Annotated in this window: 17 protein-coding genes; 9 read left to right on the top strand and 8 right to left on the bottom strand. The window is 66.7% G+C overall.

All coding sequences use genetic code 11. From position 1 onward, the window contains the following. Positions 1-79: 79 nt before the first annotated feature. The gene (ptsJ, locus tag RYM47_RS08090; RefSeq protein WP_010485015.1) at positions 80-1,366 is read right to left on the bottom strand and encodes a transcriptional regulator PtsJ; all 1,287 of its coding nucleotides are present in this window, start codon (positions 1,364-1,366) and stop codon (positions 80-82) included. A gap of 76 nt (positions 1,367-1,442) precedes the next feature. On the opposite strand from ptsJ, the gene RYM47_RS08085 reads away from it, so the two are divergent. From RYM47_RS08085 to RYM47_RS08045, 9 genes are all read left to right on the top strand, one after another. Then, positions 1,443-2,216 (top strand): YggS family pyridoxal phosphate-dependent enzyme, encoded by a 774-nt coding sequence (locus RYM47_RS08085; protein ID WP_010485014.1) that lies wholly within the window; start codon positions 1,443-1,445, stop codon positions 2,214-2,216. Continuing rightward, positions 2,213-2,914 (top strand): glutamine amidotransferase, encoded by a 702-nt coding sequence (locus tag RYM47_RS08080; RefSeq protein WP_019660234.1) that lies wholly within the window; start codon positions 2,213-2,215, stop codon positions 2,912-2,914. The genes RYM47_RS08085 and RYM47_RS08080 overlap by 4 nt, the downstream gene beginning before the upstream one ends. Further along, a complete protein-coding gene (locus RYM47_RS08075) occupies positions 2,911-3,135 on the top strand; it encodes a hypothetical protein (RefSeq protein ID WP_315387060.1) in 225 nt (74 codons plus the stop codon). Before RYM47_RS08080 ends, RYM47_RS08075 begins: the two co-directional genes overlap by 4 nt. 108 nt (positions 3,136-3,243) lie before the next feature. Next, a complete protein-coding gene (locus RYM47_RS08070) occupies positions 3,244-3,750 on the top strand; it encodes a hypothetical protein (protein ID WP_054171985.1) in 507 nt (168 codons plus the stop codon). Between the two features lie 124 nt (positions 3,751-3,874). Beyond that, complete coding sequence (locus RYM47_RS08065; RefSeq protein ID WP_315387056.1) at positions 3,875-4,384, top strand: RNA polymerase sigma factor; 510 nt, start codon at positions 3,875-3,877, stop codon at positions 4,382-4,384. Continuing rightward, on the top strand, positions 4,381-5,307 hold the full coding sequence (locus RYM47_RS08060) for a FecR domain-containing protein (protein WP_315387054.1): 927 nt from the start codon (positions 4,381-4,383) through the stop codon (positions 5,305-5,307). Before RYM47_RS08065 ends, RYM47_RS08060 begins: the two co-directional genes overlap by 4 nt. 64 nt (positions 5,308-5,371) lie before the next feature. Further along, positions 5,372-7,843, top strand: a complete 2,472-nt coding sequence (locus RYM47_RS08055; RefSeq protein WP_315387052.1) for a TonB-dependent receptor — start codon at positions 5,372-5,374, stop codon at positions 7,841-7,843. Then, a complete protein-coding gene (locus tag RYM47_RS08050) occupies positions 7,830-8,630 on the top strand; it encodes a ChaN family lipoprotein (protein ID WP_315387050.1) in 801 nt (266 codons plus the stop codon). Before RYM47_RS08055 ends, RYM47_RS08050 begins: the two co-directional genes overlap by 14 nt. Then, entirely contained in the window at positions 8,623-9,336 is a 714-nt protein-coding gene (locus tag RYM47_RS08045; RefSeq protein ID WP_197646055.1) for an energy transducer TonB, read from the top strand. The genes RYM47_RS08050 and RYM47_RS08045 overlap by 8 nt, the downstream gene beginning before the upstream one ends. A 260-nt stretch (positions 9,337-9,596) precedes the next feature. Here RYM47_RS08045 and RYM47_RS08040 read toward each other — a convergent pair whose 3' ends face one another. The 7 genes from RYM47_RS08040 to RYM47_RS08010 all read right to left on the bottom strand — a co-directional run bounded on the left by RYM47_RS08040 (position 9,597) and on the right by RYM47_RS08010 (position 19,038). Continuing rightward, positions 9,597-10,499 carry a cation diffusion facilitator family transporter gene (locus RYM47_RS08040; protein ID WP_197646053.1) on the bottom strand — a complete coding sequence of 301 codons (903 nt, stop codon included), beginning with the start codon at positions 10,497-10,499 and terminating at the stop codon, positions 9,597-9,599. Positions 10,500-10,527: 28 nt separating this feature from the next. Then, entirely contained in the window at positions 10,528-12,816 is a 2,289-nt protein-coding gene (locus RYM47_RS08035) for an Orn/Lys/Arg decarboxylase N-terminal domain-containing protein (protein ID WP_315387046.1), read from the bottom strand. 20 nt (positions 12,817-12,836) lie between these two features. Further along, a complete protein-coding gene (gene adiC, locus RYM47_RS08030; protein ID WP_006461445.1) occupies positions 12,837-14,189 on the bottom strand; it encodes an arginine/agmatine antiporter in 1,353 nt (450 codons plus the stop codon). A 76-nt stretch (positions 14,190-14,265) separates the two neighbouring features. Continuing rightward, a complete protein-coding gene (locus RYM47_RS08025; protein WP_315387041.1) occupies positions 14,266-15,699 on the bottom strand; it encodes a DcaP family trimeric outer membrane transporter in 1,434 nt (477 codons plus the stop codon). A gap of 514 nt (positions 15,700-16,213) precedes the next feature. After that, positions 16,214-17,056 (bottom strand): thiol:disulfide interchange protein DsbG, encoded by an 843-nt coding sequence (gene dsbG / locus RYM47_RS08020; protein WP_315387039.1) that lies wholly within the window; start codon positions 17,054-17,056, stop codon positions 16,214-16,216. A gap of 30 nt (positions 17,057-17,086) precedes the next feature. Next, positions 17,087-17,890, bottom strand: coding sequence for a TlpA disulfide reductase family protein (locus tag RYM47_RS08015; RefSeq protein ID WP_043402032.1), 804 nt, complete (start codon positions 17,888-17,890; stop codon positions 17,087-17,089). Between the two features lie 80 nt (positions 17,891-17,970). Then, complete coding sequence (locus RYM47_RS08010) at positions 17,971-19,038, bottom strand: helix-turn-helix domain-containing protein (protein ID WP_019336511.1); 1,068 nt, start codon at positions 19,036-19,038, stop codon at positions 17,971-17,973. Between the last annotated feature and the right edge of the window lie 170 nt (positions 19,039-19,208).

Here is a 19,208-nt window from a genome sequence, read left to right as displayed (position 1 = left end):
TGTTCGACTGCTTCTATCAACAGCAGCCGAGCATGGCTCGGCTCTACAAAGGCGACGCAACGTCGAGCCTGGCTCGACGCTACAGAGCGAACACCGCCGCCAGGTCATCCGCCAGCTGCCGCAGCTGCGCTGCCCCCAGCGCAGCGCAGGTGATGCGCAGGCCATGCCCCGGCGCTGCCACCGAGAACACTTCGCCCGCGCGCACATGCCATCCACGCGAAGCCAGGGCCAGCACCTGCGGATGGCTGTCGGCCTGCAACGGCAGCCACAGGTTCAATCCTTCCATCGGCAACGGTGTCGGCAGGCCACGCGCATGCAGCAACTCCTGCAGCGAGCGCAGGCGCTGCTGGTAACGCTCACCTGCCGAAGCGATCTTCGCCCGCTGCGTTGCCGACGACAGCACCGAGGTCGCCGCATCCTGCAGCAGGTGACTGACCCAGCCGGTGCCGGACGCCAATCGCAGCCGCAGCCGCATCGCGGTCTCTTCATCGCAGGCCAGCCAGGCCAGCCGCAGGTCCGGGCCGAGCGGTTTGGACAACGAACGCAGCAGCGCCCAGCGCCGGCCATCCAGCGGCAGCACCGAGTGATAGGCCTGCTGCGAGAGCAGCGCGTAGTGATCGTCGATCAACACCGCCACCTGCGGGTAGGCCGCCAACAACTGCCGCAACGCCCGCGCCCGCTTCGCATCCAGGCTGGCCCCGGTCGGGTTGTGTGCCCGCGGGGTCAGCAACACCGCGCGTGCACCGGCCTCCAGTGCCTGCCGCAGCGAATCGACCTGCATGCCATGCGCGTCCACCGCCACCGGCAACGGCGCGTGGCCCACAGCGTTGAGCACGTTGAGGCTGCCGAGGAAGCACGGATCCTCCACCGCGATGCGATCCCCCGGCAGCAGCCACGCCGACAGCAGGCGTTCGATGCCATCGACCGCGCCATGGGTCAGTTCCAGCGCATAGCCCTCCGGGCAGTCGGCATCCAGCGAGGCGCGTGCCAGCGCCTCCAACCTCGGGTCGACCGTGCCCACGCCATACAGCCGTGGTGCGGCCGGGGCCAGGCGCAGGTTCGGCAGCAGGCGTGGATCCGGGTTGCCACCGGCCAGGTCCTGCAGGGCCAGCCCGGGCGTACTGCCTTCACGCGCCAGCGGCGGCGGCAGGCCACGCACCACCGTGCCGCGGCGGCCCGCCGTGCTGGCCAGGCCCGCCGCATCCAGGCGCTTGTAGGCAGCAGCCACGGTGTTGCGGTTCACTCCCAGCTGCTCGGCCAGTTCACGCACCGGCGGCAACACGCTGCCGGCCGGAAGGCGGCCCTTGCCGATGCCGTCGCGGATGCTGTCGAAGATCGACTCGGCGCTATGCCCGGTGATTTTCATTTTGTCCTATGCCAAAATATCTCTTGTCCTGTGCCAGTGTATCCCACCCTGGCCACCCTGCATTGGAGGTGCCCGCATGCCCCTTGCCGCTGCCGACTGGCCCGTCGCCCAGTCCGTTGAACAGATCGCCGCCAACCTGGTCACGGTGCGCCAACGCATCGCCGATGCCTGCGCCCGCGTCGGCCGGGACCCGGCCAGCGTGCGCCTGCTGCCGGTCAGCAAGACCGTCGATGACGCCCGCATCCGCATGGCGGTAGCCGCAGGCTGCCACGAACTGGGCGAGAACAAGGTGCAGGAGGCACAACGCAAGGCTGAAACGATGGCCGACCTGGGCGTGCACTGGTCGGTGATCGGCCATCTGCAGACCAACAAGGCGCGCTACGTGGCGCGCTTTGCCAGCGAGTTCCAGGCGCTGGACAGCCTGCGCGTAGCCGAGGCCCTGCAGCAGCGCCTGCAACTGGAAGACCGCACGCTGGATGTGTTCGTGCAGGTCAACACCTCGGCCGAACCGAGCAAGTACGGCCTGGAACCCGACGCGGTCGAGGCCTTCGTGCAGCAGCTGCCGGCCTTCGATCGCCTGCACGTGCGCGGCCTGATGACCCTGGCCATCTTCACCCCCGATGTCGAGCGCGTGCGCGCCTGCTTCGTGCGCCTGCGCGAACTGCGCGACCAGCTGCAACGCACCGCCCCGCCCGGCCTGGACCTGTCGCAGCTGTCGATGGGCATGTCCGGTGATTTCGAAGTGGCCATCGAGGAAGGTGCCACCGTGGTCCGCGTCGGCCAGGCCATCTTCGGTGCCCGTGCCACCCCGGACAGTTTCTACTGGCCGAACAGCGGAGCACCGGCATGAAGCACGCGGTTGTCCTGCAACACGTTGCCTTTGAAGACCTCGGCACCCTGAAACCGTTGCTGCTGGCGCAGGGCTGGCAGCTGCACGTGCTGCAGGCCGGCGTCGATGTGCTCGATGGCGCCGAAACCGCCGATCTGCTGGTCGTGCTGGGCGGTCCCATCAGTGCCAATGACACAGGGACCTATCCCTTCGTCAACGACAGCATTGCCCTGCTGCAGCGCCGGCTGCAGCGGCAGCGGCCGACCCTGGGCATCTGCCTGGGTGCACAGCTGATGGCGCGGGCACTCGGTGCCAGTGTCGCTCCCAGTGGTGGCAAGGAAATCGGCTTTGCGCCACTGCTGCTGACCGATGAAGGCCAGCGTTCTCCGCTGCAGTCCCTGCAGGGCATTCCGGTACTGCATTGGCATGGTGAAGCGTTCGAACTTCCGGCCGGTGCACGCCGCCTGGCCAGCACGCCGGCCTGCCGTCACCAGGCATTCGCCATCGGCAGCCACGCACTGGCCCTGCAATGCCATCCGGAACTGGACGCCCGCCAGTTCGAGCGTTGGCTGATCGGCCACACGCTGGAGCTGGCCCAGGCCGGCATCGATCCCAACGACCTGCGCGCGCAGGCGCGTCGCTATGGCGCACCACTGGCTGCGGCCGCCACCGCGATGTTCGACCATTGGCTGCAGGACCTGCCGGAGACACCACAATGAACTACCGATTGCAGATCCACCGCGATGGCGCCCACTGGGGTCACTTCGACTGCAGCGGCCCCGATGCCCTGCAACGCATGGACGCCATCGCCGCACAGCTGCCTGCCGATAAGGGCTTCCAGCTGAAACGGCAGAAAGGGGTCAGCGAAGAGCGCATCCTGTCCAGCAATGCCGATGGCCTGCGCGTACTGGCTTCGCAGATCCAGTACCGCGACATCTGACCCGACGATGGTAGTGCCGGCCGCTGGTCGGCATCCGACGGGAGAACAGGTTTGCCGGCCAGCGGCCGGCACTACCCTGGCTGTTCGCCCGCGTGCGAAGCTTCACGGATGCTGACCCTGCAACGCGGCAGCCACCACGGACTGCTCATCGCCCCGCGCTGGCCCTCCACCCGCATCCAACTGGAAGAAGAGGTACTGCAACGCCTGCTCGACGCGCAGGCAATGCTGCCTGCCGGGCTGCGCCTGCTGCTCACCCGAGGCTTCGAACCCAGCCACAGCCGTCTCGGTGGCTTCCGCCGCGTGGTGCGACGGCTCGGCATTGCGGTGTTCCGCACCTGCTACCCGCAGCGCCGCGATGAGATCGATGCCATCTTCGGTGCCAACGGCCACGACATCGATGGCCGTCATATCGATGTCTCACTGGTACTGCACGGCAAGCGGCTGCGGCTGCTGCCCCTGGGCGTGTTCACCCCACCGCGCTGGCAGGATCATCGCGTCGCCCATCATGCCGAAGCGGTCGCGCGGGTGAAGCGCAGCCTGCAGCATTGCGGCTTCGAGCTGCATCACAACCCCACCGAAGCCCTGCAGATCCACTGCGACTATCGCCCGCGCTGACGCCGCGGTGGCCCATGCATGCTGCGCCTCATGCCATAGATGCAAATGATTCTCTTTTGCTGTAAGGTGCAGCCGCTGCCCTTGCCGCCGCGGGCTGTTCCCTTTCCCAGTTGTCGCCCGCCCCGTGTCCACGCCTGTCGAACCGACGGATGTCGCGCAGCTGTGCGCGGCCCATTACCGGCCGCTGCACGCCCATGTCCGCCGCAAACTCCCGCAACACAGCGACGCTGATGACGTCGTCCAGGAAACCTGGCTGCGTGTCGTCAAAGTCGCCACCAGTGGCCTGCTGAGCAATGGCCGCGCCTATCTGTACCGCGTCGCCCACAACCTGATCGCCGATCACTACCGGCAACGCCAGCGCCGTCGCGAAGAGGTGCTGGATGACACGCAGTTGAATGCCATCGCCGATCCTGCGCCGCTGCCCGAGCAGCGACTGCTCGACGCCGAACAACTGCGCCACCTCGACGCGATCATCGCCGCGCTGCCACCGCGCTCGCGCCAGGTATTCCTGCTGGCGCGGGTGGAACAGTTGGCGCTGGCCGAGATCGGACGCCAGCTGGGCATCAGCCGGCAGACCGCGCACGGCCATCTGCTGCGCGCCCTCGTCGCCCTGCAGCAGGTGCCCGGCGCATGAGCCAGGACGCGATCGCGCGCGAAGCCGCACGCTGGTGGCTGGACGGGCACGACGGTGACCGCGACGAGAACGCGTTCGACCAGTGGTACCAGGCCGACCCCCGACATGCTGCGCAGTACCAGCATCTGCAGCACCTGTGGCAGGCCGGTGCGACGCTGCCCAGCCTGCAGCGGCAACAGCAGCGCAGGCAACGCCGTCGCCTGCGCGAAGCCGGCATTGCGGTTCTGTTGCTGTGCGCGCTGGGTCTCTACAGCCGCCATGCCTCGCCACCCGTGGCGCAGGTACTGCATACGGCCGCTGGCGAGATCCGCGAGGAAACTCTTCCGGATGGTTCGCATGTCCTGCTGTCACCTGGCAGCGAAGTGAAGGTACGCATCGATGGGCAGCGCCGCCAGCTTCAGCTGCAGCGCGGCCAGGCCTGGTTCCAGGTCGCCGCCGATGCCGACCGGCCCTTCCAGGTGCATACCCCACAGGGCACCGTCACTGCACTGGGGACCGCATTCGATCTTGCCGTGCAGGGCAACAGCAGTGTGGTCACCGTTACCGAGCATCGCGTGCGCGTGGACAACGGCAACGTCAGCATGCTGGCCGACGACGGCGAGCAGCTGCGCTTCGATGGGCAGGCAACAGCCCATGCAACAGCGGCTGCCCCCGGAACATTGGCCTGGCGCGAGCGGCGCCTGCACTGGGTCTCGGCCCCGCTGGCCGACGTCACGCAGGGCCTGGACCGCTGGCATGGCGGGCACACGTGGGTCGTCGGCGAGCAGCTGCGCCAGCAGCCGGTCACCCTGCTCGGCAGTGCCGACGGTGCAGCCCGCAATCGCGACCAGCTGGCCACGCAACTGCAGGTGCGCGTGCTGCGCCTCGGCGCGGGCATACAGGTGTGGCTGCCGCCACGCAAGGAACAGCGTGATGGACCCTGACATCCGGCCTGCGACGGCGTCTACCCAGGATGACGACGCTCTGCGTCAGCCCCTGGAGCCCCCGATGCTGTGCCCCCGCCCCCTTGTCCTCGCCCTGTCGCTGGCCTGCACCAGCGCCCTTCCGCTGCTGCCCGGCAGTGCCCACGCACAGACCGCCACACGTACCTACGATCTGCCCGCCCAGCCGCTGGCGGCCGCGCTGGACGCCTACAGCCGGCTGACCGGTGTCGATCTGGTGATCGGCGCGGCGCTGCCTGCCGGTCATTCGGCCCCTGCTCTGCGCGGTGACTTCGACGATGCGCAGGCCCTGTCGCGCCTGCTGGCAGGCAGCGGCCTGCGACCGCGCTTCGTCGATGCGCGTCGCGCCGCCCTGGAGCCGGCGCCGGCTGAACGCGCCGATGGCAGCCGTCGCACCGGCCCGCTGCGGGTGCAGGGCACTACCGCGCACGGCCATGCACCGGGTGCCGGCGCCAGCCAGTATGTACCAGCCACCCGCGATGGCTTTGCGCCCTCGGTCGGCAGCGAGCGCGTGGCGATGGCCGAACGCCAGGAAGGCAACAGCCTGCTGCGCTCGATGCCCGGCACCCACAGCTTCCATTCGCGCAGCCAGCCAGGCCTGCAGGTCAACATCCGCGGCATGACCGGTGCCGGCCGGGTCAACACCATGATCGACGGTGTCACCCAGACCTTCCGCAACAATGCCGGACATGGTTCGGGCGGTCCGTTCGCCTATGTCGATCCCTTCCTGCTGGCCGGTGTGGACGTGCAGCGCGGTGCGGTCGCTGGCGGTGACGGCGCTGGTACGCTGGCCGGCAGTGCCAACTTCCGCACCCTGGATATCGACGATCTGCTGGGTGAGGGCCGTGACTGGGGCCTGCGCGCCGGCTATCGCCATGGCAACAACGGCTATGGCAGCGGCCGCACCTTCGCCGGTGCATGGCGCCACAGCGAAGAAGGTGGCGACCGCCAGTTCGGCCTGCTGGCCGCCGCCAGCAGCAGCCGCAGCAGCGAATACGCGACCGCGCGTGGGCAGAAGAACAACGCCGACCCGGGCAGCCAGCAGCCCAGCAGCTGGCTGCTGAAAGCGCGCCTGCAGCCCAGCGACCAGCATCGGCTGGACCTGAGCCACATGCGTTACGAAAACGACTTCTACCACAACTACCCGTGGCAGATTTCTGCGCGCAACCAGCGCGCCAGCTACCACTACACGCCCTATTCGCCGTGGATCGACCTGCGTGCGACATTCGCCAGCAACAAGACCCGGCTGTTCTATCCGCCGGTGGAAGATTCCAGCTACATCGGCCGCCGTACCCACAGCAGCCTGAGCAGCTGGACCGTGGACAACACCAGCCGCTTCGACATCGGCGCACTGCAGGCGCGCTGGAACACCGGCATCAAGCACCAGTCGGACATCTATGTGGCCGATACGCCCATCCTGCGCGGTGCCAACCCGCAGGGTCGCAGCCAGCTGGACAGCGTATTCAGCACGCTGGAGCTGCAGTACGACATCTACGCGCTGACTGCCGGCCTGCGCCAGGACCGCTTCGGCATCCGTGGCCACATCCCGGTGTGCTCGGAAGTACCCGTCCAGTGCGCGGAGATCAATGGCGGCGACATCGACGTGCGTCGCAGCGAGCGCGCACTCAGCCCGAGCCTGGCGGTTTCACTGCAGGCCACCGACTGGCTGCAGCTGTTTGCCGAGGTCTCGCGCACATCACGGCCGCCGCGCGTGCAGGAGATGTTCTTCGAGAAGATCCCGCTGGAGGACGCCAGCGTCGCCGACGGCATCGGCGCCAATCCGTTCCTGCGCCGCGAGCGCTCGCGCAACCTGCAGTTCGGCGCCAACCTCAGCACCGACTCGCTGCTGGTCGACGGTGACCTGGCACAGCTGCGCATCACCCGCTTCGACAACCGCATCCGCGACTACATCAAGCCGCAGTACCTGCTGATCGTGCATCCGCCGGAAATAGAACCGCTGGTGGTGCGGATCGACAGCGATCCGCAGCTCAATGCCTGGACCGATGTGCTGGATGCAGATGACTTCACCGCCACGACCCGCTGGATGAACCATCCCGGCGTCGTGCGCATGCGCGGCATCGAGCTGGAGGCGCATTACGCCAGCGAGCACTACCACGCCACGCTCAGCTGGACCCACTCGCGCACCAGCGCACCGGCCATCGAGTTCGTCAACCTGGAAGACATCACCGCCCTGCCGGACCGCTACTGGACGCTGGACGTAGGCGGCCGCTGGTGGCAGCAGCGCGTGCAGGCCGGCCTGCGCGCCGAGTACTCCGGGCCCACCGAGGAAGGCTACGACTTCTTCCAGACCCGCAAGACCGGCGGCACCGGTGTGCTGCTGGACTTCTACGCCAGCTTCAAGCCACAGGCCAATACCACGCTGTGGCTGAACATCGAAAACCTGCAGAACAAGTCCTATGACAACAATGCCTCCATCGACAGCATCTTCAGCCCGATCCTGGACCGCGGCAACGGCCGTGGCCGCACCGTCTCGATGGGCGTCAATGTGGCGTTCTAGCCGCCGCTGGCTGCCCGTGTGCCTGCTCGCGCTGGCCGCAGTGGCTGGCGCGCAGCCCGTGCCCGGCACAGTGATCGACCTGGCCACTGGCCAGCACCTGGACGAAGCCGCATTCGTGACACGCGCGGCGGACGCCCAGCGGCTGCTGCTGGGTGAACGCCATGATCTCGCCGGAGACCACGCCGCCCAGCGCTGGCTGCTGCAGGCCCTGCAGCGGCAGCGCCCGCAAGGTTCACTGGTGCTGGAAATGATCGCCAGCGAGCGCCAGCCACGCCTGCAGCGGGCGCAGCGCTGGCTGGCCAAGGGCAACCAGGCCCAAGGTGCACGCCTGCAGGAACTGCTGGACTGGGATACGCGCTGGCCGTGGGCCGCGTATAGCGGGCTGGTACGGGAGGCTGCCGATGCAGGCACGCCGTTGTTCGGCGGCAACCTGTCGCGTGCCGAGGTCAACGCGCTGCTGGCCTCGACCGAGGGCGTGCGGTTCCCGGTGGCCGCTGCCCGCCAGCGCCTGTCGGCGGTGGTGCTTGCCCAGCACGCAGACGCGGCACCGATGCTGGAAGGGATGCTGGCCGTGCAACAGGCCCGCGATACGCGCATGGCGCGGGTGCTGCTCGATGCGCCCGCGCCGGCGCTGCTGGTAGCAGGTCGCTGGCATGTACTGCGCGGTACCGGTGTACCGGGCTACCTGTCACCGGATACGCCTGCGCTGGTGATCGCATTGGCTTCGCCGGGTGAAACCGTCGATGCGGCAGATGCCGATCTGCTGTGGGTGCTGGACGATGAGTGAGCGTGGCCAACACTGGCAGGCGATCGCGATCACCGTCGTCCTGCACCTGCTGCCACTGCTGCTTTTGGTGCACTGGGTCGCGATGCCGCCGATGCTGCCGCCGCCGGAGCAGGACGTGCGCATCAGCCTGCGCCTGCTGGCACCGGCCACGCCGCCACAGCCGGTAGAGGAGCGCCAGGCCGAAACCCCCAGCCAGGCGCAGCAGCCCCGCGCCTCGCAGCCCACGAAGTCACCGCCGCCGCCCAAGCCTACGGCGGCGCGCGAGGGAGAGCTGGCCGCCAGCGAAACGGGTGGGACGGGCCGCCAGCCACTGCCAGTCGCCCCGCCTGCGGCCGCGACCGATGCAAGTCCCGCACCGGCATCGATCACGGCCGCGCCGCCCGCTCCAGACGCGCCACCGGCAGACTTCCAGGCCGGCGCCGCCAGCGACCAGTGGGAAGCCCGCCTGATGGCGCGGCTGGAGCGTTACCGCTACTACCCTGCCGCCGCGCGCTCGCGCCGGCAGCAGGGCACTGCGTGGGTCAGGGCCAGCATCGACCGCGAAGGTCGCCTGCTGGCGCTGCGGCTGGAGCAGTCCAGTGGCCAGCCGATGCTCGATGACGCCGCGCTGCAGACCTTCCGTCGCGCGCAGCCGCTGCCGCCCATTCCCGATGAACTGAAGGCACCGCAGGAGCTGGTGGTGCCCGTGGAGTACTACCTGCGCTAGGCGCTGTGGAACTGCGAGGCAGTCTGCGACCTCAACCCGGGTTGAGGTCAAATACCCCCGGCGCAACAGAGCAGTCCGCCATGCGCAACGATCACACCGTGTTGTATCGCCGGGCCGATGCTCGGCTGCTCCATGCGATCGGCAGTTGTAGAGCCGAGCCCGTGCTCGGTTGCTCCATGCGAACGGCAGCCGAGCATGGGCTCGGCTCTACAGGGGAGCAGAACCCGGCCGGGCGAGGCCACTGCGCCAAAGAAGCAGTGCTACGTCCACGCCGGGTCGGCGGTAAAATCGATGGTCAGCCAGAACGTGCTGCCCCGCGCATCCAGGCGTACCGCGATTTCATCGCGCATCGCATCAACCTCGCCCACCGACCCCAGCGGCGTACCCGGGTCGGCCAGCACATGGATCTCGATGAAGCGCATCCGCCCCATCTTGGCCACGTGACTGGTGAAACCGGCATAACCGCGCTCGGCCACGAATGCCTGCATCACCTGCTGCACGCGCCGGTCCAGTTCATCCGGTGCCACCTGCAGCACTTCTCGCATGGCCTTCCACGCGCTGCGCGCCGGCACCGGCAGCACCGCCAGGCTGATCAACGCCAGCACGATCGAATCCAGGTACGGCACCCAGTGGTGCCATTCGCCCCCCTGCAGGGCCAGGGCCAGTACGAAGGCCAGTACCACCGCCAGGCTCATCAACCCACCCAGCAGCCAGCCACGCACGTCCAACCACAGCAGCGCCGAGCGCAGATGCCGCGCTTGCTGGGCGACAAACAGCGCCATCGCCAGGTTGCTGGCACTCAGCAGTGCCGCCCACCACAGCGCGGGCCCGAATTTCACTTCGTGCCCGCCCGTGGTCAAGCCAATCACCGCGTTGGCCAGCGCATACACGCAGGCCAGCGACAGGATCACCCCACCGAGTGCCTCGACCATTGGCTCCAGGTGCCAGTATCCGTACTGGAAGCGCGGGCTCTGTTCCCGCGCCACCAGCCGCAGCACCGACAACGACACCAGGGTCAGCGCGACGTCGACCAGGCTGTACACGCCGTCGAACAGGATGGCCTGCGATCCCACCAGCAAGCCACCGCCGAAGCCGACCGCGCTCACCGCCAGGGTGACCCCGATCGAGAACTTCAGGATGCGTTGCTCGCGCGCGGTATCCATCGTCCGCCGAAGGGCCGACCATTGCCGGTCAGGCCTTCAGCACCTCCACCTTGTACGAAACCGCATCACCCTCCTGCTCGATGATCAGCCCGTGCACGTCCGACTCGAAGCCCGGGAAACGAGCGTTCTGTTCGCGGGCGATGCGCAACGACTGGATGATCGGCTCGTCGCTGTCGCCGAAACGCTCACCCGGCATGATGGTCGGAATGCCCGGCGGGTACGGCACCAGCATGGTCGCAGCGACACGGCCACTGAGCTGCTCGATGTCGACCCGCTCGATCTCGCCCTTGACCAGATGGTTGTAGGCATCGGCCGGGGTCATCACCGGGGTCGGCAGATCCACGTACATCTCGCGCATCACCTTGGCCACCGCGAATTCCTGGTTGAACGCATGCAGTGCGTCGCACAGGTCGCGCAGGCCCCAATCAGCGTAGGCGTTCGGATAATCGGCGGCCAGCGTCGGCAGTGCCTGGCTCAGCGGGGCATTGCGGTCGTAGAGCTCCTTGAATGCCATCAGCTCGGTGACCAGGGTGCTCCACTTGCCCTTGGTGATGCCCATCGAGAACAGGAACAGCACCGAGTACAGGTTGGTCTTTTCCACGGTAATGCCGCGGCCCCACAGGAACTTGCTCAACACCGCCGCCGGAATGCCCAGCTTGCCCATGCTGCCGTCCATCGCCAGGCCCGGAGTCAGCAGGGTCACCTTGATCGGGTCGATCAGCACATAGTCGTCAACCAGGTTCTCGAAGCCATGCCAATGGGCGTCCGGCTGCAGGTACCACTCCTCGCGCTTGGCCACCAGCGGTGCCGGCGTATCGCCCTTGTCCAGGCTGCGCTCGACCTGGGTCGGCTGCCATACGCTGAACCACCAGTCGTCGCGACCGAGATCATCGCGGACGTGCAGCATTGCGCGGCGGAAGGCGATGGCTTCGTCATGCATTTCCTGCACCAGCGAGCGGCCAGCATCGCCTTCCATCATCTTCGAGGCCACGTCGCAGGCCGCGATCACCCCGTAGTGTGGGCTGGTCGAGGTGTGCATCATGAACGACTCGTTGAAGCGCTCGGCGTCCAGGTTGCGCTGTGCCGAGTTGCGCACGTGGATCATCGACGCCTGCGAGAACGCCGCCAGCAGCTTGTGGGTTGAATGCGTGGTGAAGATGATCGCATCCTGCTCACGCGGCTTGCCTTTGGCCATGCCGTAGTGGTTCTCGTAGAACGGATGGAACGCGGCGTAGGCGTACCAGGCCTCATCGAAGTGCAGGAAATCGACCGCGCTGCCGATCTCATCAGCGATCTTCTCGGCGTTGTAGCACAGGCCGTCATAGGTCGAGTTGGTTACCACTGCGATGCGCGGCTTGGAACCGGCCTGGTAGGCCTGGCTGGCCAGCGGGTTGGCAGCAATGCGCTGCTGCAGCGATTCCGGCGTGAACTGGTCCAGGCTGATCGGGCCGATGATGCCGTGCGCGTTGCGGCTGGGGGTGAAGTACACCGGCACCGCACCGGTCATGATCAGCGCGTGCAGCAGCGACTTGTGGCAATTGCGGTCGACAAACACCACGTCACCACGCGCCACCGTGCCATGCCAGACGATCTTGTTGGCGGTGGAGGTGCCGTTGGTGACGAAGAAGGTATGGTCGGCACCGAAGTTGCGCGCCGCCTCGTTCTCGGCGTCCTTGATCGGGCCGGTGTGGTCCAGCAGCGAGCCCAGCTCCGGCACCGAGATCGACAGGTCGCTGCGCAGGGTGTTCTCGCCGTAGAACTGATGGAATGCACGGCCGACCGGCGACTTGGTGAACGCCACGCCGCCGGCATGGCCCGGCGTATGCCAGGAATAGTTCGACTCCGCCGCATGATGGATCAGCGCCTTGAAGAACGGCGGCAGCAGGTTCTTCATGTAGTCTTCGGCCGCGCGCATCACCTGCCGCGAGATGAAGCTCTTGGTGTCTTCGAACAGGAAGATGAAGCCATGGATGTACTTGAGCAGCTTGCTCGGCACCTTCTCGATGGTGCGGCGCTCGCCGTACAGGAACACCGGCAGGTTGGCGCGGCGCGCACTCTGCTCGCGCAGGAAGGCAGTCAGGCGCTGGAACTCGCCATCCACCTCTTCGCTGCCATCGATCGAAATCAGCACTGCCGAGGCCGCTACGTAGGTGCGGGCGCCAGCACGGGCATCATCCAGGTTCAGGCCGCACAGCACGCGCTGGTCGTTGCTGCGCAGCTCTTCCACCAGGGCGCGGATCAGGATGCCGCCGATGCGCGGCGACTCGTAGTCGTTGTCGATGACAATGACCGGATAGTCCAGGGACTTGAAGTACACGTTGATTCTCCTTGTCGAACTCAGGAACGCTGGGCGCCGGCGCTGATGGCCGATGCCTCGCGGGCGCGCTGCCGCTGCTGGCGGCGCTCCTCGCTGAAGAAGGGATAGAACACGGTGATGAACAGCACGAACAGGAAGGCGTACTGCACGATGGTTCCCGACGAGCCGTAGATCGCCCACAGGCAGTACACAACGGTCAGGCTGGTCAGGGTCCAGAACGCACCGGTATGGACCAGGGTGTGCGAGCGCTCGACCACGAAGTAGCAGGCCACGCACGAGTAGATGTAGGGCAGCAGGGTCAGTACCACGGCGGCCGACGTGATGACGTCGAACTGGGCCGACGCGGTTTCCGAGGTGGAGGTGACCAGCACCGCCAGGGTCATCAGCACCGCTACGATCAGCACGCCCTTGACCGGCACGTCATCCTTGTTGGTCTTGCTGAAGATGCTCGGGAACAGCCCGTCGTCGGACGCCGCCTTGGCACTCTGTGCGGTCAGCAGGATCCAGCCACCCAGCGAACCCGCCGCGCCGATGAAGGCGCACAGGCTGACCAGCGCACCGCCCCAGCCACCGACGGCCTTGGCCGCAGCCAGCGCGAACGGCGCATCGGAGGTCTGCAGCTCGCCGTTGGGCACCATGCCCATGATCACCGAGGAACTGGCGATGTAGGCGATGGCAGCCAGGAACACACCGGCCAGGGTGGCACGGGCCACGTTCTTTTCCGGGTTTTCCACCACGCCGGCGGTGACCGAAGCGGATTCGACGCCGATGAAGGCCCACAGGGTCAATGCCGCAGCGCTGGAGATCGCGCCGAAGTTGGATTCACCGGACACGTTGTAGGCGCCCTTGAAGATGTCGGCATCGAAGAAGAACCAGCCGAAGATGGCGATGCCCAGGATCGGCACCAGTGCGAAGCTGGTGGTAACCGTCTGCACACGGCTGACGAAGGCCGGGCCGATCATGTTGGCGAAGCTCAGCGCCCACACCAGCACCAGCACCGCGATGCAGCGCACCAGTGGCTCGGACAGGATCGGGAAGAAGTAGCTGAAGTAGCCGACCGCCGCAATCGGGATGGCGACGTTGCCGATCCAGTTGGCGAACCAGTAGATCGTATTGGTCTGGAAGCCCATGTAGGGCCCGAACCAGTCGCGCGCATAGGCGTATGGACCGCCCGCCTTGGGCGCCAGCTTGCCCAGCTTGGCGAACACGAACGCCAGCAGCAGCGCACCGGCGGTGGTGATCAACCAGCCCCAGATCGAGGCGGTACCGATCTTGGCCAGGCTGGAGGGCAGCAGGAACACGCCTGAGCCCATCATGTTGCCGGCGACGAGGAAGGTGGCTCCGACCACCCCGATTTTCTTTGCTTCTGCCATGACAATCTCCTGTACTGGCATGAGCCCGGTGCGGCCGGGCGTGGGGACGGTTGCGCTGGCGTAACGCCGCTGGCGCTTACTTGATGAAGTTGTATTGCAGGCTGCCCTGCACCCGGACCGTGTCGCCGCGCGCGCCGCCCTGCTGTTCCAGGCGCCCGTACAGCAGCTCCATGCCCATCGTCCACGACGGTGCCGGGCTCCAGATCAGGTTGAACACGCCGTAGCGGCTCTGACGGAATGCGTCGGTCGCCAGTGCAGCATTCCGCTCCAGGGTCAGCTGGCCGACGATCAGGTTCGAACGCCACAGCTCGGACCAGTAATGGGTGTAGCCAAGGAAACCACCGTGCAGGTCCAGCGCATCAAGGCGGCCATCGGCACCGACCACCGCGTCCAGCCCGGAGCCGGTCAGGTCAGCGGTGTAACGGCTCAGGCCACGCCCACCGAGGGCACCGAACAGCAGCAGGTCGCGCTCACCCACCGACGCCGATCCGCTCAGCTGCAGGCCACCGGCCATGCGCCGGTCGCGCTCATCGTCACCGTCATAGGCCAGGCTGCGTGCCACCGCGCCCAGTTGCAGGTGGCCCCAGTCGCGCTCCATGCGCGCAGTCACCGTCACATCCGGCAGCCGGTTCACCGCCGCGCGCTCATCGCTGGCACCGGCAAGTTCAGTCTTAGGATCTTCGGCGGCAACAGTCAGGGTGTTGCCCTTGCCCATCGCAAAGCTGTGGTGGATGCCGGCCACCAGCAGATAGCCCGCACCACCCGGACCGGCAAAATCCAGCGTGTCAGGCAGGCTGTCCGGATCCATGAAGCTGGAATAGCCGTAGCCCGCGTAGGTATTGCCGAGCTGGCCATAGGCGTGTCGCAGGCGGAATTCGTAACCATCACTGCTGCCGAAGAAGTCGTTCTCCAGGTAGAAGCGCAGGTTCCCGTGCGAGGTCGGGCGCCGCCCCTCGAAACTGAAGCGGGTCTGCTTGGCATGGATGTTGAAATTGGACACGTCACGATGACGGCCGCCCACTGGCATCGACGAAGGAATGAACTGATCTTCGTCGCCGGCTGCGCGCGAATCGGCGATGGCATCGAGCTTGGCGTAGCCGCCGATGCGGATCACCGTATCGGTGCCGGGAATGGCGAAGAACCCCTTCAGATCCGGGTCGGTTGGGCCGGCCGCACTGTCCGGTCGCGATGCCGCGGTGGAAGGGTCGGCCACAGATTCACGCTGCGGCAGCACCGGTTGTGCCACGCCCGGCACCTGGGTGGGATGCAGCAGATGGGTAGCGCCTGCAGGTGCGGTCGCAGGCGCAGGGATCTGCGCGATGGCAGGCGCAACCGCGCCATTGCGCTGCTCAAGCCGATCCAGCCGCTGCTGCATGCCTTCCAGTACCTGACGCATGGCCGCGATCTCACGGCGCAGCGCCTGCGCGTCCTCCTTGTCATCAGCCTGTGCATATGCCGGCGTGATCGCCAATACGGTCAAGCAGGCCAGACTCAGTACCGCCACGCGCATTGCATCCTCCCTGGACGTCCATGTTCATCTCGCAGGCCGAACGCACGCATGCGCGGCTCCGGCCCCACGTTGCCGTTGCTGGAAATGCGGATACTGCGTCGACGGCGGCGGCCAGCCTGCGCACTGCAGGCAACAGGACGATGACACTGCCCTGCCCGCACCGACGTCGACTCCATCAAGGCCGCGCTGCCAAAGAGGTGGCGACCGCAGCGGTCTGGGTAACAAGCACGGAGTGAGAATGTCGTGAATGGCTGTGCCGGCCGACCCTGATCAGGGCGTGGCGAGCGCGGCATCCGTCGCGCAGTGACGCTGTATTCCATGCGTCACAGGCTAATCCGCCTGTCGTTTTTGGCCTTGATTGGAATCAAGGCGCGATGCTTGATGTCAGTCACGATTCAGACGTGACGATGAACCAACGTTGCGCAGGCCTGCAACCGGAAGGCCCGCCACAGAATGCGACAGGCCCGCATGCTGCCATGCGGGCCTGTGCAATGTTTCATGAGGCTGGCGCCACTCAGCGCGGGCCAAGCACCGTCTGCAGATCGGCACCCTGCGGCAGGCCCGCACGACGCTGTACCTGGCCCTGTGCGTCCTGGAACAGAATGCCCGGCGTGCCCTGGAAGCCCATTTCGATCATCAGTACCTGATTGGCATCGAGCTTGCCAGCAATCTCGCGGCTGATGTTCGGCAGCGCCTTGATGCCACCGCGATCAAAATCGTGCTCGTTCTGCAGCAGCGCTGCACTCGGGTCACGGGCTGCGAGGATGGCCGCCGCTTTGGCCGGGCTGTCCTCGCGGATGACGCCGACCATGATGTGACGCAACTGCACCTTGCCCGCATCGACCCACGGCCGTGCCGCTTCCCAGAACTTGTGGCAGTAAGGGCAGTTGGCATCGCTGAAGGTATAGACCACGCGCGGCGCATCGGCCTTGCCGTCACGTACCCAGGCGCTGGATTCCAGTTTGGTCCACATTTTGGCCGACATCGGCGAGGCCACCAGCTTCTCAACGGCCTCAGCGGCTACATCGTTGCCCTCCGCATCGAACAGGCTGCCGACCAGTACATGCTTGCCATCAGCAGTGACATAGGCCGCTGCCGGCTGCTGGCCGCCGACCACGCCGGCGAAACCTCGCAGGCCATCGGGGGCATCGAATTCGGCGACGACCTCGAACCCATGCTTCTCGATGCCCTTCAGTACCGCAGGGCGATCGCCCTTGTTGGCAGCGGCTGTGGCGCTCGCTGCCGGTGCCGCGGCGGTCTTGCCCGGCGGTGTCTGTGCCTGGCTGCAGGCGGCCAATGCCAGCAGGACCGGCAGCAACAGCACCGCCGGGGCGGTGCGCAGGGAAGTCGACAACATGGGAACTCCGTAGTGAGATGCCCGCGCAGGCTACCGCAGCCGGCGCAGTTTGTGTTCAAGACCAGCTGCCGTCAGTTCGCCGAGGTGCAGTTCACGCAGGCGCCCCTCGGCGTCGAAGAACAGGGTCGAGGGATAGGCCTGCACGCCCAGCACCGTGGATGCCGCAGCGTCATCGTCCAGCAATACGTTGCCCAGCAGGAGCCGTTCGCGCGCAACGAAACCCTGGACCTCCTCAAGGGTTTCACCCTGATTGAGGAACACGAACTGCACGTCCGCATGTGCCTGCTGTGCCGCTGCCAAGACCGGCATCTCACGCCTGCAGGGACCACACCAGCTGGCCCACAGGTTCAGCACCAGTGGCTTGCCACGAAACTGCTGCAGATCAACCCTTCCCCCTTGCAGATCAGCAACCTGCAATACCGGCAAGGGCATCTGCCGCTCCTGCCAGGCGGACAACAGCTGACTGCCGCCCGCCCATAGCAGCACACCTGCCAACGCCGCGCCCAGCACCGGGGCGCGCAACGCCGGCAATGGGCGCAACCTCCACAGTCCCCATGCCAATCCCGCAACCAGGACAACCACCAGGTGGTAGCCACCATCGGCAATCTGCAGAATGCTCCACGGCGCCTCGCGATACAGCGCGAAGTTCAAGGCCACGAAGCTGATGCGACCACACAGCAGGCCCACCAGCAGCATGTCCAGAACCATGCTGGGTGCGGAAGGCAGCGGCATGCCGTCCTTCCTGCGTGGCCAAAGACGCGCCACGGCCATCGCCAGCACTACGCACACGAGAATCAATACCACCGGCATCGGCACCGGCCCAACGCTCGACATCAGACCACCTGTTCAATCGTCCACTGACGGCATGGTCGAAGTGTCGCGCTCCGGTTGCAAGCCCGACGATGCTACCCGCATCAGGCCGCGCTGCGCCCCAGTTGCATCACCGACGGCGATTGCAGCCCGCGCAGACTGCCCGCCACCGACGGCATCAAGGGCCGCTCGCGGCGCTTGCTGCTGACGTGACGCCGATAGTTCGCCGGCGTCATGCCAACGATGCGCAGGAACAACCGGCGAAATGCACTCTGATCAGCGTAGCCGACGCCCCAGGCCACCTCATCGATACCCGCCCCCTGCTGCAACAGGGTCTGCGCCTTGGCGATGCGCAGCCGTTGGCAGTACTCGATCGGCCGCAGGCCGGTGGCCTTGAGGAACCGCCGCTGCAGTGTGCGCGGCTCCAACCCGGAGACTTCGCAGATCGCGGCAAGGGTGGCACCGCGTGCCGCTGTGGTGTGCAACCAGCGCTGTGCCTTCAACACATCACGATCGCCATGTGCGAAGTTGGCGCTGAAGCGTTCCAGATCCTGCTGGATCGTGGCGGGCACGGTGATGCCCAGTTGCTGCGCCACCGCACTGGCCACACCCTGCCCATGCAGCCGGTACAGCAGCCGCAGGCCCAGGAAGCGCCAGGCCTGGCCCCCGCCGACCGTCAGCAGGTCGCCGTCATCCACCAGCGCCCGCTCGCTCGGCACCCAGCTCGCGGCCTGCGCCTGCAGGCCTGGATGGCGCCCGAGATCGGGGCCACTGACCGTACGCCCGGCCAGCAATCCGGCCCGTGCCAGCACGCTGACGCCATCACTGGCGGCGGCCAGCAGGCTGCCGCCGTCATAGTGCGCGCGCAGCCAGTCCAGCAGCACCTCATCCGCGCGCAGGCACGCGCCGGCACTGATCTGGCCGGGAACCGCAATCACAGCCGGGATGGCCGCATCGAGCATTTCCGCACCCGCAATACGATGCACACCGGTCTGGCTGGCCGGCACGATCCAGCGGGTGACCAGCACCCGCTTGAACGGCCGGCGCTGCTGCTGGGCAAGGCGATTGGCAACGTGCGCCATTTCGGCCAGTACGGAGGCGGCAGACGGATCACCTCCCGGGTATTCAACCACCGCGATCTCGACGAATCCTTCGTTCCTGAATCCTTCCACAGACCACCTCCTCGGTTCGTTGCAGGCCATCGAACGGCCGGTTCAGGCGAAGGGTAGGAACTGGCCCATCGGCGGGGCTATGAAGAAAGTTGCAAAGTGCGCTGAATGCGCGCACCCGGTCCAAGCCTTGACTCTCGACCAGACTCCAGGCTTCACAATGGCAGGCAGCA

Source organism: uncultured Stenotrophomonas sp. (genome assembly GCF_963519125.1).
Taxonomy (GTDB): domain Bacteria; phylum Pseudomonadota; class Gammaproteobacteria; order Xanthomonadales; family Xanthomonadaceae; genus Stenotrophomonas.
The sequence above is the reverse complement of the archived record's forward strand: the minus strand, read 5'-3'. Positions and strand labels throughout refer to the sequence as shown.